This is a genomic window from Qiania dongpingensis (assembly GCF_014337195.1).
GTDB classification, from domain to species: domain Bacteria; phylum Bacillota; class Clostridia; order Lachnospirales; family Lachnospiraceae; genus Lientehia; species Lientehia dongpingensis.
Map to the genome: position 1 here is coordinate 1,962,472 of NZ_CP060634.1, position 13,255 is coordinate 1,975,726.

A 13,255-nucleotide genomic window follows, 5' to 3' on the forward strand; every position below is an offset into this window, starting at 1 on the left:
CTACATTCCATAGTTATAAAGCGAGTCAACGGATTCCGTCTTGGCGCCTTCTTTCACGTCTTTGCCGTATGGGAAGGCAATCTCATCCTCCATATTCAGACCGGATTTGATCTCGATGCTTCCGTAGACGATTTTTCCGGCTTCAATATACTGCTTGGTGAGCAGGCCGTCTTCGCCCTTTTTATAGACATAGTATTGATTCCCTTCCTCCCGGACGAACGCCTGGGAGAGATAAAGGACGTCCTCAAAGGAGGGAGTCCCCATGCCCTCTACGGATAAATCTACGCCTTCGCCGTTCTGCAGCTCCGCGTCTCCCTTGATGACGGCAGTAAAAGGATAATAGGACATGTTGGGATTTCCGTTGCCATAGCCGTTTCCAGATGCGGGAGAATTGCTCACACTTGTAATAGTAGCGTCGTATGTCATTCCGGAGTTCCAGGAGGTCACTGAGACCGACATACCCTTGGCGATTTTCTCCAGAGATGTCTCGGCCACAGAGCCTGTGATATAAAACCCTTCTTCTCCGGTGACAGTGATGAGAGGAGAATTTTCCAGCTTGGCGGTCTCCTCGTCCAGTACAGATTTTACCGTGCCGTCCACCGTGCTGGCAATCACGCCGTCGTCCATTTTTTTCTGAAGCTGTTTAAGTTCCAGCTCCGCCGTCCGTTTATCAAGGCTGAGAGATTTAAGAGAATCTTCTTTTTCCTTGATCTGTTTCTGCAGCTCTTCCTTAGTGGGGCCGGTGGGGACGTTGATATCAGGAACATCGATGTCCGGACCGTCAAATCCGGGATCGTCAGGAATGTCCGGGTCCTCCGGCTCATCCGGATTTAGATTCTTTCCGTTTAAGGTCCAGGAGTAAAGGATACGGGCCGGATTATCCACATGATCGACCACATCAAAGACTGAAACAGTCTGGTTCTCCAGGGCGGCAGAAAGGAAAGAAGCGTCCGCCGAAGCTCCGGGAGCACAGAGGAACCGGTAAGGGGAAGCTTCAGAGCCGTCGGCCGTCTCTGCATTATAGGGGATGGATTCTGCCGTGATCTCATCATAGATCGTCTGTCCGCGGAGTTCATCGGGGAATTCTGTGCCTATGGAGGGCTGGACCAATTCCATAATAGTTTCAAAGTTCATTTCCCAGGAGCTTATGACCTTGGTGGGAAGCTTGCCGTCATCTACCGTATCAAATATGGAGACGGTCTTTTCTTCCAGCGCCTTTTTCAGGTATTCCCTGCTGATGGATACAGAAGTTTTTCCGTTTTCGGGAAATACATAGTACCGGAAGGGATCCTCCGCTGTTCCGGTTCCCTTATAGGGGACGGATTCCGGTGTGACAGAGCCGTATACATTGCCCTGCAGAGGCTCTGGTTCCTGGTCGGAAGAGGGTTCCGTGGGACCGGTGGGGTCCGTGGCGGAGGAGGCCAGAGCCATGCCCGAAAGCGGGTTCGGAGAGGCGAACGCTACCGGCTTTGTCTTCCGCAGCTGGTCCAGCTCCGCCTGGACATTCTGGATATTCAAGCCGATACCGTCTATCTGCATCTGTTTCATCTCCAGCTCCAGAGAAACAAGAGATGTATCATAGGCGATCAGAGGATCGCCGGTCTTTACGGTATCCCCTTCTTTCACATATATTTGAGTGATGATCAGAGATTCATCATACCGGATTTCCTGATTCATGTTGGTTGTGACATTCCCGTAGGGGGAGATATCGGAATTGTTGTCCCAGTAGCCCTGATTCATAGCGCTGGCAGGAGCCACCTGCACCGGCTTTCCGCTGTGCTTTACCGCATAGAAGATGCCGCCGCACGCAAGGACGACTACGAGAAGGACTGAAACCAGGATGATAATGAGTTTTTTCCTGGAGGATCTCATGCCAATCCCTCCTCTCTGCATTCACTGCTCAGGATACCGTCCCGGATGTGTACCGTCCGTTTGGCGTGAGCCGCAATTTCGGAATCATGAGTGATCATGATGACTGTCATGCCTTCGGCATTCAGCTGCTCGAACAAATCCATGACCTGGAGGCCGGAGGCGGTGTCCAGTGCGCCGGTGGGTTCGTCGGCCAGCAGGATTGAAGGCTTGGTGACCATGGCGCGGGCGATGGCCACGCGCTGTTTTTGGCCGCCGGATAGCTGGGTGGGCTTAAAGTCCATACGGTCCTCCAGACCCACCTTGGCCAGAGCCAGAGCCGCCCGCTCTTTTCTCTCTTTTCGTGATACTCCCGCATAGAGAAGAGGCAGCGATACATTGTCCAGTGCACTCTGTCTGGGAAGAAGATTAAAGCTCTGGAACACGAATCCAATCGAGCGGTTGCGGACTCTGGACATTTCTTTGTCTTTGTGGTGCAGCAAATCGCTGCCATTCAGACGGCAGCTGCCGGAGGTCGGCGTGTCCAGACATCCGATGATATTCATGAGGGTGGTTTTTCCGGAACCGGAAGGCCCCATGATGGCCACGTACTCGCCCTCTTCCACATGAAGAGTCACATCCTTTAGCACGGGAACCACCAGCTTGCCCTGGATATAATCCTTGTAAATATGGTCAAGTTCTAAAATCATGGTGTTTCCTCCATTTCCTGTGAGGGGGAACCGTCGGCGGAATCATCGCCCTCAGGAACGTTGTTCATGGCGCCGCCTGCTTCACCGTCCATACCGCCGATCACACCATTTTCTTCACCGCCGGGCAGGAATTCCATATCACCGCCGGAATTGCCCTGGGGCATTGTACCGTCATTTTTATACACAGCCGCGCCTTTTTTGCAGTCCTCGCTGGGCCAAACGATATAATCGGATGCCTTGAGGCCGTCCAGTATCTGATAGGTATCCATCTCCTCGTCGTGGTCCCCAAGGGATACAGGACGTTTTTCCAGCTTCCCGTCTGAGCCCGCGGCCCATACATAGGGATCTCCGTCATCTCGAACGATATAAGAGCTCATCAGCCACATGCCGTCCTTTTCCTCTCCTTGTCCCAAATTCGGCTCCAGGTATACATGCTGGCCAAGCATCAGACCGTCGCTGGAATCCAGCGTCACATAGAAGGGATATTTGGTGGCCTGTGCGCCGGTATCGGAACCGGAAGAAACTGCCATGCCGTCGCCGCTTCCGGTGATGGGCTTTTCTGTGTCAATGGTATCCACAGTGCCGGACCAGATCAGGGAATCGTCTACTCTGGAGTGGACGATGACAGGCATGCCCACATAGAAATTACGCATGTTCTGCTCGCTGATGCTTCCCTTTACCCGATACTTTCCGACGGCCAGGATGCTCATGAAAGCCTGCTGCTCGCCGGTGTAGCTGTCATACGTCGGGTTTTCATTGATTTCCTGTACGATACCCGCGATGGTAGAGTTCACGACAGCAGACTCGATGGATTTCTGCAGCCTTCCCATTTCTAACTCCTTGACCTTGTAATTATACTCTTCCTGCTTCACATTAGTCTGGAGTTCCTGGATCTGAGTGGTAAAAGACAGCTGTTCGCTGGAAGGTGCGTTTTTCTTTTCTTTTGTGAGGGTTTCAATCTGGGCGTTCAGCGTATCGATGCCGTTGGAGATTTTTTCCAGTTCCAGCTGCGCCTGCTCCAGCTTCATGCCCATATCTTCTGTATCATATTGAAAAAGAGGAGTGCCGACTTCTACGGACTGGCCTTTTTCCACAAATATCTCTTTGACGGTCTGTTCCGACTCCAGACGGATTTTCAGCGTGTTCTGAGCTTCGATCACTCCGGCAAATCGGTTTTGTGTACCGAGGCCGGTGCCTGTCAGCATACCGACAGAATCGGCGTACAAAGCTGCCTCGTCGTCTCCGCCCGGCTTATTGGAGGCGGTGACTCTCCAGATGACCAGCCCGGCTATGACAGCCAGCAAAACGACGCCGATGCCTATGATGACTTTCTTTTTCATATATATCCTCCATTTACCATACTTTCCTATAGTTTACCAGAACAAAAAGAATATATAAATTGAAAAATTATTAAGATTCCTTAATTAATTATGATTGTCCGTATAATCTGTATTTTTTTGTTCCGAAAAATGGCGTAGGACTGCTTTTAAAAGAGGTAAAATGAAATCGATTGTATTTTTGAAAATGTGAAAAGATAATTATATATATGAATAATTTTCAATAAATACTTTTTATTGAGTGATGAATGAAATCGTTTTCTGTAGATTTTTCCACTGATTATGATACAATGGAAATATGGCGGTGAATTTATGACAAAAATATCCGAAAATATGCCGGCCGGCCGCCGGGGCCGATTTTTCAAGAGAAGGGAAGGTCAGACATGGATGTGGAAAAAATGACACAGGAAGAAATCAAAGGTTTGTTTGAACGGACAGAGGAAGAGCTTTTGTCCATGGATGAAGTGGAATTCCGGGCTCGTTTTCGGGAACGGTGCCACCACACGATGGAAATTCAGCTGTATGAGTGCGCCTACAGAAATAAAGCGTTTCCGGCCAAGCAGCTTGAAACTGCAAAAAAATATCTGCGGATATGGGAGAAAAGGGGACTTTCCCATGAATTTCCTGAATATCGTTATGTGAATAAACTATTGGAGTTCGCCGGTATCCTGATGGAGGGCGAAAATCTGGATTTGTCTGAGTATGAGCCGAAGTGGCTGACGGAAGAAGAGATACCAGTATTTGAACGTACATTATACGAACGCCGTTCGGTCCGCCACTGGGATATCTCCCGGAGGGTTCCCGACGAGATCATCGATAAAATACTGAAAGCGGGACTATGGGCGGCCCATGCCTGCAATCTTCAGTCTATCCGGTATCTGGTGGTCCGGGAGGAGTCGGAACCTGGGCTTTTCAGAGGAAGTGACATACCGGGAGGACCTGTGCATATCGTACTTCTCCAGGACATGAGAAATTACCGCGGGAATCAGGCCATGCCGGAATATAATCAGCTGCTTGACTGCGGGGCCGCTGGTCAGAACATTGTTTTGGCGGCTCATGCTTACGGGCTGGGCGGTACATGGCTGACCTTTAATCCCAAGATGCGCAGGCGCCTGACAGAACGGTTTCAGATTCCGGAGGAGATACGGGTGGTGACTTATGTGGACGTAGGGTATCCGGAACAGTCCCCCTTCCCTCCTCTTCGCCTGGAACCGGAGGACGCCACATTCGCAAGAATCTGACGGCAGAAGGGCCGGAACCTAGATGGAAGCCGGAAGGGATTTCCGACATAGAAACTCCGTGGAATTCAGGCCGGAAGATTGCCATCATGGAAAAATAATGCTATGATGGATATAACAATCAAACAGCAAAAACATGAACCGGGAGGGAGACCAATGGAAGAACGTATGGAAACAATGGATGATTACAAAAAGGAGCTGGATGCCTCCTTTAAAAGGGTGGAAGAAGGGGATATCCTGACAGGGACAGTGATCGGTATCGGCGAGGATGAGATCACGCTGGACCTTCAGTCCTATACAGAGGGGATAATTACGAAAGATCATTACAGCAATGACCCTGACTGCGTATTGAAGGAGACGGTACAGATGGGGGAAGAAGTGACGGCGACAGTCCTTAAGACTGATGATGGACACGGACACATCCTTCTGTCTAAAAAGGAAGCGAATGATATTCTGGCCTGGGAGAAGATGGAACGGTGCTTCGAAGATAAAAGCACGCTGCAGGTCAAAGTGGACGGAGTTGTGAAGGGCGGCGCTGTAGCGTATGTGGAAGGCATCCGTGGCTTCATCCCGGCGTCCAAGCTGGACAGCTCGTATGTGGAGAATCTGGAAGAATGGCTTGGACGGGAGCTGGAAGTACAGGTCATTACAGTGGACAGAGAGGCGAAGAAGCTGGTTCTTTCCGCCAGGGAATTGGCATACGCCAGAAAAATGGCAGAGAAGCAGAAAAAGATCGCATCCTGTGAAGTTGGGGCAGTTTCAGAAGGTGTGGTTGAATCCATTCAGAATTATGGGGCGTTTGTTAAGCTTGACAACGGGGCGACAGGACTTCTTCATGTGTCGCAGATCAGTGATAAACGGATTAAATCTCCTTCAGCGGTATTGAGCGTAGGACAGCGTGTGACGGTAAAGATCACTGCCCTCAAGGACGGGAAGCTGAGCTTGAGCATGAAAGCGCTGCATGATGTGACGGAGCCGGAGGATACGGCGGCCGGCGCGGAGTATACAGAAGACGGTCAGGCCTCTACCAGCCTGGGAGCTTTGCTGAAGGGCTTTAAACTGGATTAAATCCTGACGCCGGGGGAGGAAGCTATGGCAATACCCGAATTACCAAAGGAATATGATCAGCTGGACCAATGGAAGACGCTGATGTTTTTGTACAGCTCAGCTCTTCAAGAGGTCCAGACCAGGATCAACATCTTGAGCGATGAATTTCATCATATCAACCACTATAATCCCATTGAACACGTAAAAGCCAGGATCAAGACGCCGGAGAGCATCGTGAAGAAACTAAAGCGCCTGGGATTCGAGGCTACCATCGACAATATGTATAGGGAGCTTCATGATATCGCCGGCGTGCGGATCATCTGCTCCTTCACATCTGATATCTATTATTTGGCGGACGCCATTTCCAGGCAGAATGATGTGAACGTGCTGATGGTCAAGGATTATATTGCCAATCCGAAGCCCAACGGCTACCGCAGCTACCACATGGTCATTTCCGTACCGATTTATTTGTCCAGCGGGCAGGTGGAGATGAAGGTGGAGATACAGATACGGACCATAGCCATGGACTTCTGGGCCAGCTTAGAACATAAGATCCATTACAAGTTTGAAGGGGCGGCTCCGTCCCATATGCGTGAGAACCTGAAGGAATGTGCCGATATGGTGGCGCTTCTGGATGAACGGATGATGGCTCTCAACGAGTCTCTGCAGGAGGCCGGGGAACCGGAAGACGACAGCCGGGAGCAGCCATAGCGGAACTCGCGGAGAGAGGAGACAATATGAGCAATTTGCGGGTGTGGATCGCAGGGGCCAAAGGACAGGTGGGCTCCGCGATATACAAGATGCTTCATGAGGACGCCGAGATGGAAGTCCTGACCTCTGACATGGATGTGGATATCACCAGTCTGGAAACGGTGATTTCTTTTGCCAACATGAACCACCCGGACGTTGTGATAAACTGCGCCGGGATGACGGACCTGGCCGCCTGCGAACGGAATGTGGAGGCGGCATACCGGGTAAACGCTCTTGGGGCGAGGAATCTGGGAATCGCGGCGAGAAAGATCAACGCGAAGCTGATTCATATCTCTACGGATGATGTGTTTGACGGTACGGCACAGCATCCTCTGACGGAGTTCGACCGTGTGAATCCCAAGACCGTATATGGAAAATCCAAACTGGCCGGAGAAATGTTCATTCGGGAATTGGTGCCAAAACACATGGTGGTGAGAAGTTCTTGGATTTATGGGAATACTAAGAATAACTTTGTCAGTTATATTCTGGAAGGACTGCTCACGGAGGATACGATTTTTGTGCCTACGGATCAGATAAGCACCCCGACAAGCGCTGCGGATCTGGCCGACTTCATCGTAAAGCTGGTGGATTCCGCGGAATATGGGATTTATCATGCTTCTTGTGAGGGCATGTGCAGCCGTTATGAATTCGCCAAGGAGATTGTGAGATTATCCGGGAAAGCCGTCAATATTGAACCGCTGGCAGCCGGAGAAAATCCGTCAGTTGTGAACAGGCCCAGATATACACTGCTCGATAATTTTATGCTCAGGGTCTCCGGCATCTATGAGATGCCCCATTGGAAGGTTTCCCTGGAGAAGTTCATGTCCGGGAGGGAGAAGGAGTAAATGACGGAAAAGAAGAAGCAAACGGGGCTTACCACAAAGATATTTATCGGACTTTTGCTGGGGGCTCTGGCAGGCGTTCTTCTTCATTATCTCGTCCCTAAAGGATACGTCAGGGATACCGTGCTTGTGGGAGGTGTATTCCGGGTGGTGGGAGACGGCTTTCTGCGCCTGATGCAGATGCTCGTAGTTCCCCTTGTTTTCTGTTCCCTGGTCTGCGGAAGCTCCGCCATAGGCGATACTAAGAGCCTCGGAAAGGTGGGAGTCAAAACCCTCCTGTTTTATCTGGCGACGACGGCGCTGGCCATTACGGTGGCGCTGATGATCGGAAACCTGATAAATCCGGGGCTCGGCCTGGATATATCGGAGCTGCAGTCTGTGGAAGTCGCTCCGGTTGAGCCGGTCTCGGCGGCAGATACTCTTCTGGGCATCATACCCAAGAACCCGGTACAGGCCCTGGCGGAAGGGAATATGCTTCAGATCATCGTGTTCGCGCTGATTGTGGGCATCATCCTGGCGAAGCTGGGAGAGCGGGCGGACGTGGTGTCCAATTTTATTTCCCAGTTTAATGATGTGATGCTGGAAATGACTATGATGGTGATGAAGGTAGCGCCGGTGGGAGTGTTCTTTCTGGTTGCTAAGACTTTTACCAATATTGGCTTCGGAGCATTTGCCCATCTGCTTAAATATATGGCGGGAGTCATGCTTGCCCTTCTGATCCAGTGCTGTGTGGTCTATATGGTGATGCTTAAAGTATTCACCGGGGCGAGTCCCGCTAAATTCCTGAAAAAATTTATCCCGGTCATGGGTTTTGCCTTTTCCACGGCGACATCCAACGCGACAATCCCGCTCTCCATTGATACGCTGGCAAAAAAAATGGGGGTGACAAAGCGGATCTCTTCTTTTACGGTTCCACTCGGAGCGACGATCAATATGGATGGAACGGCTATCATGCAGGGCGTGGCAGTCGTATTTGCGGCGCAGGCTTTCGGGATTCCCATGGGGATCCGGGAATATGCGATGGTAATCGCGACAGCCACGCTTGCGTCCGTAGGGACTGCAGGCGTCCCCGGCGTGGGTCTGGTGACGCTCACCATGGTATTTACCTCCGTGGGCCTTCCGGTGGAAGCCATAGGGATCATCATGGGAATCGACAGGATTCTGGATATGAGCAGGACGGCGGTCAATGTTACCGGAGATGCCGTATGTACCACGATTGTCGCTCATCAGTCGGGAGGGTTTAATAAAGAGATATTCAACGACATGGCATAAAGAAGATTTCATATATGCAGGGGGAGCCGGGCTTGGCTCCCCTGTTTTCTGACTACTAAAATTTTAGAACGGAAATGTACTTTAGAAACTATAGTTCCGGGCTTAGTTTTTTAAAATTCTTTTGTCAAAGTTCCCCAATTTGATGTTTTTTTCCGAATACAAAAAGGGTGTTGACAGTCTTGGCTTCATGAGAAATAATGAGGATAGATGGCGACGCTACATGGGGGTGTAGGCGATACCGAACTCAAAGATTTTTCAAGAAAAAGGAGGATTTCGTTATGGGTAAGTATAATCCTTACGACAACGTGCTGGCAGTAGTAGAAAACGCAGCAAAGGTTTTAGGATACAAAGAGAGCGACTATGAAGCACTTAAGTATCCCGAGAGAGAATTAAAGGTTTCTATTCCGGTACAGATGGATGACGGCAGTGTTAAGGTGTTTGAAGGCTTCCGTGTTCAGCACTCCACCAGCCGCGGGCCGGCTAAGGGCGGCGTTCGTTTCCATCCGAATGTAAACCAGGATGAAGTAAAGGCACTTGCGGCATGGATGACATTCAAATGTGCCGTAGTCAATATTCCTTATGGCGGTGCAAAGGGCGGCGTTATCTGTGACCCTACTGTTTTGTCAGAAGGAGAGATGAGAAGGATCACCAGAAGATTTACCGCTATGATCGCTCCCATCATCGGGCCGGATCAGGACGTTCCCGCTCCCGACGTAGGAACCAACCCCAAGGTTATGGGCTGGATGATGGATACATATAGTATGTTAAAGGGACATTGTGTTCCCGGTGTAGTGACAGGTAAACCCATTGAGATCGGCGGCGCTCTTGGACGTAGCGAAGCTACCGGACGCGGTGTCATGATCACTACCAAGAATACTCTGGCTAAGCTGGGCATGGAAATGGCCGGAACGTCAGTTGTAGTACAGGGCATGGGCAATGTAGGAAGCATCTCCGCTAAGCTGCTCCATGCGGAAGGCATGAAAGTGATCGGCGTCAGCGACGTATCCGGCGGCCTTTACTGCAAGGACGGTCTGGATATTCCTGGAATCCTGGAATATCTGAAGACACCTAAGGCTCTTCTGGAAGGCTACAATGCTCCTGGAGTTGAGCATATCGCCAATGAAGCTCTTCTGGAGCTTGAGACGACTGTATTGGTACCCGCGGCGCTGGAAAACCAGATTCACGGCGGCAATGCAGATAAATTAAACTGCAAGATCATCATCGAAGCTGCCAACGGCCCTACAACCGTAGAAGCTGATGAGATTCTTAAGAATAGGGGTATCCTCCTGATTCCCGATATTCTCGCAAACGCAGGCGGCGTAGTTGTATCCTACTTTGAATGGGTACAGAACATCCAGTCCATGTATTGGACAGAAGAAGATGTGAATAAGAGACTGAAAGAAATCATGGACCGTGCTTTTGAAGCTGTTTGGGATATTGCAAAGGAAAATGGCGTAGAACCCAGGATCGGAGCGTATCTCATCGCGATCAAGAGAACCGTTGAAGCTAAGAAGCTGAGAGGCATCTGGCCGTAATGCGGTGATACCGTAATTTTCATAAGACATCTACATATTCAACATATTACCTCATAATAGGGCTGGCCGTCAGGCCGGCTCTATTATATTGAAGAAAACGGAAAATATTGTCGATGAATTACTGATTTTAAATGACCGGCGGGATGGACAAGGATCATAAATCCGTGTTAAGATTCTCTTTATAAGAAAGGAACTATATATGAAGACATGGAAGATCATTGCGAAGGTGTTTGGAATATTGCTGCTGCTTTTGGCAGTGGCAGCGGGAGGCTACGTGGCCTATATGCAGTTTCAGTATTATCGGATAGAGGATAACCAGGAAATTGACACAGAGAATAACCGGGCTGAAAAGCTCCGGACAGGCGTGCCCTATACCATTATGACCTATAACATCGGATTCGGGGCATATTCCCAGGACTATTCCTTTTTCATGGACACCGGTGAAATGCTGGACGGCACAAAGACTACAGGAAAGTCCTCCCGGGCAGAATCCAGGGAGGAGGCCATGACTAATACGGAGGGCAGCATCGGACTTCTGAAGCAGGGGAACACAGATTTTATGTTTGTGCAGGAAGTGGATGAAAAGGCCACCAGAAGCTATCAGATCGATCAGGTGCAGATGCTCCGGGACGCATTCCCGGAATATGGTTCTGCTTTTGCGTGTAATTTTCACAGTGCATATCTGTTTTATCCTCTGTTGGAGCCGCATGGAGCCGTCAAAGCGGGCATGCTGACCTTTAGTAAATACCAGATAGCAGAAAATACCAGAAAGCAGTTTCCGGTGGATAATTCCTTTTTTACCAAGTTTACGGATTTGGACAGGTGTTTTATGATCAGCCGGATTCCTTTGGAAGACGGCAGAGAATTATTGCTGATACAGGTTCATCTCAGCGCTTATGATAAGGGAGGAAAGATTCGGACGAAGCAGCTGGAAACCCTGAATCAGGTGCTTAAGGAGGAAAGGGAAAAGGGGAATTATGTGATCGTGGGCGGCGATTTTAATCATGATATCGCCGGTTCCATAGATACCTTCCCCACAGAACAGAAAATACCGGAATGGGTATATCAGCTGGATGACTCGCAGCTGGCGGAGGGATACCACTTTGTCGTGGCTGATAACGCTGGGGAGGTGCCCAGCTGCCGCGGGGCGGATATTCCGTATGAGAGGGGAGTCACTTACACGGCCATAGTGGACGGGTTTATTGTTTCCGACGGGGTTTTGGCAGCGGCGGAGAATCTGGATGCACAGTTCAGTTTTTCGGACCATAATCCGGTGAAAATGACATTTACTCTCGATTAAATGACAGGCTGTATAAAAACTCTGTTAAGTTGTTGATTCCTCGGAAAGAATATGCTATAATCTAACAGGTTGGTTTTGTCAATTAATTCACAATGCCAAAGCTGTTTATTCACTGCTATTTATAGAAAGCATGAGAGAGAAAAGGAGAACTAACAACTATGGATTACGCAAAAGAATCCCTGCGCCTCCACGCTGAATGGAAGGGCAAAATTGAAGTAGTAGCTACAGTGCCGGTTGAGACGAAGGACGATCTGTCCCTGGCCTATACCCCCGGTGTCGCACAGCCCTGCCTGGAGATCCAGAAGGATGTTGAAAAGAGCTATGATCTGACACGCCGTCACAATATGTGTCTGGTGGTGACGGATGGAACCGCCGTTCTTGGCCTGGGCGATATCGGCCCGGAGGCAGGCATGCCGGTCATGGAAGGAAAGTGTGTTCTGTTTAAAGCCTTTGGAGATGTGGATGCGTTCCCCCTCTGCATCAAAAGCAAGGATGTGGATGAGATCGTAAATACGATCTACCTGATCTCCGGCTCCTTCGGAGGAGTGAATCTGGAGGACATTGCCGCTCCCAGATGCTTTGAGATTGAGAAGAAGCTGAAGGAAAAATGCGATATCCCGATTTTCCATGACGATCAGCATGGAACTGCGATTATCACTCTGGCGGGCCTCAACAATGCCATGAAGGTAGTCGGAAAGAAAAAAGAGGATGTGAAGATCGTGGTCAACGGCGCCGGAGCTGCGGCTATTTCCATCACCAAGCTTCTGCTGTCCGACGGCTATAAGGACGTCATCCTGTGCGACAGGAAGGGCGCGATCTATGAAGGTCGCAAGGAAGGAATGAATCCCATTAAGGAAGAGATGGCTCAGCTCACCAACAAAGACAAGAAGGCGGGCTCCCTGGCAGATGTACTTTCCGGCGCAGATGTGTTCATCGGCGTATCAGCTCCCGGCGTGCTGACCACAGAGATGGTGAAGACCATGGCAAAGGATGCGATCATCTTTGCCTGCGCGAACCCTACTCCGGAGATTTTCCCGGAGGATGCGAAGGCCGGCGGAGCTAAGGTCATTGCCACTGGAAGAAGCGATTTCCCCAACCAGGTAAACAATGTGCTGGCATTCCCCGGCGTATTCCGCGGAACCTTTGACGTCCGCGCGAGGGACATCAATGATGCCATGAAGATTGCGGCGGCCAATGCCCTTTCCAGTCTGATCTCCGATGAAGAGCTGTCACCGGAGTATATCATTCCCAAGGCCTTTGACAAGAGAGTCGGTCCCGCTGTGGCGAAGGCAGTTGCCCAGGCCGCGAGGGAAAGCGGTGTAGCGAGGCTGTAATTCTTTTGGAGGAGCACAGATTCAAATAAAATAAATAGAAAT

At 50.2% G+C, this 13,255-nt stretch carries 11 protein-coding genes; 8 read left to right on the forward strand and 3 right to left on the reverse strand.

Annotated elements, in window-relative coordinates; genetic code table 11:
• The 3 genes from H9Q78_RS09145 to H9Q78_RS09155 are packed head-to-tail and all read right to left on the reverse strand — an operon-like array spanning position 1 to position 3,898.
• Positions 1-1,872 (reverse strand): HlyD family efflux transporter periplasmic adaptor subunit, encoded by a 1,872-nt coding sequence (locus tag H9Q78_RS09145; RefSeq protein ID WP_249301157.1) that lies wholly within the window; start codon positions 1,870-1,872, stop codon positions 1-3.
• Positions 1,869-2,558, reverse strand: coding sequence for an ABC transporter ATP-binding protein (locus tag H9Q78_RS09150; RefSeq protein WP_283245046.1), 690 nt, complete (start codon positions 2,556-2,558; stop codon positions 1,869-1,871). Before H9Q78_RS09150 ends, H9Q78_RS09145 begins: the two co-directional genes overlap by 4 nt.
• Positions 2,555-3,898 (reverse strand): efflux RND transporter periplasmic adaptor subunit, encoded by a 1,344-nt coding sequence (locus H9Q78_RS09155; protein ID WP_249301159.1) that lies wholly within the window; start codon positions 3,896-3,898, stop codon positions 2,555-2,557. The genes H9Q78_RS09150 and H9Q78_RS09155 overlap by 4 nt, the downstream gene beginning before the upstream one ends.
• 380 nt (positions 3,899-4,278) lie before the next feature.
• Here H9Q78_RS09155 and H9Q78_RS09160 point away from each other — a divergent pair, with 380 nt between their 5' ends.
• The 8 genes from H9Q78_RS09160 to H9Q78_RS09195 all read left to right on the forward strand — a co-directional run bounded on the left by H9Q78_RS09160 (position 4,279) and on the right by H9Q78_RS09195 (position 13,213).
• Positions 4,279-5,136, forward strand: a complete 858-nt coding sequence (locus tag H9Q78_RS09160; RefSeq protein WP_249301162.1) for a nitroreductase family protein — start codon at positions 4,279-4,281, stop codon at positions 5,134-5,136.
• A 153-nt stretch (positions 5,137-5,289) separates the two neighbouring features.
• Entirely contained in the window at positions 5,290-6,201 is a 912-nt protein-coding gene (locus H9Q78_RS09165) for a S1 RNA-binding domain-containing protein (RefSeq protein ID WP_249301164.1), read from the forward strand.
• Positions 6,202-6,225: 24 nt separating this feature from the next.
• Positions 6,226-6,891, forward strand: a complete 666-nt coding sequence (locus H9Q78_RS09170) for a GTP pyrophosphokinase (RefSeq protein WP_249301165.1) — start codon at positions 6,226-6,228, stop codon at positions 6,889-6,891.
• A gap of 26 nt (positions 6,892-6,917) precedes the next feature.
• Positions 6,918-7,775, forward strand: coding sequence for a dTDP-4-dehydrorhamnose reductase (rfbD, locus tag H9Q78_RS09175; RefSeq protein WP_249301167.1), 858 nt, complete (start codon positions 6,918-6,920; stop codon positions 7,773-7,775).
• Positions 7,776-9,044, forward strand: a complete 1,269-nt coding sequence (locus H9Q78_RS09180; RefSeq protein ID WP_249301169.1) for a dicarboxylate/amino acid:cation symporter — start codon at positions 7,776-7,778, stop codon at positions 9,042-9,044.
• A gap of 278 nt (positions 9,045-9,322) precedes the next feature.
• On the forward strand, positions 9,323-10,579 hold the full coding sequence (locus tag H9Q78_RS09185) for a Glu/Leu/Phe/Val family dehydrogenase (protein WP_249301171.1): 1,257 nt from the start codon (positions 9,323-9,325) through the stop codon (positions 10,577-10,579).
• A gap of 199 nt (positions 10,580-10,778) precedes the next feature.
• On the forward strand, positions 10,779-11,879 hold the full coding sequence (locus tag H9Q78_RS09190) for an endonuclease/exonuclease/phosphatase family protein (RefSeq protein ID WP_249301173.1): 1,101 nt from the start codon (positions 10,779-10,781) through the stop codon (positions 11,877-11,879).
• Between the two features lie 158 nt (positions 11,880-12,037).
• A complete protein-coding gene (locus H9Q78_RS09195) occupies positions 12,038-13,213 on the forward strand; it encodes an NAD(P)-dependent malic enzyme (RefSeq protein ID WP_249301176.1) in 1,176 nt (391 codons plus the stop codon).
• The last annotated feature ends 42 nt before the right edge of the window (positions 13,214-13,255 follow it).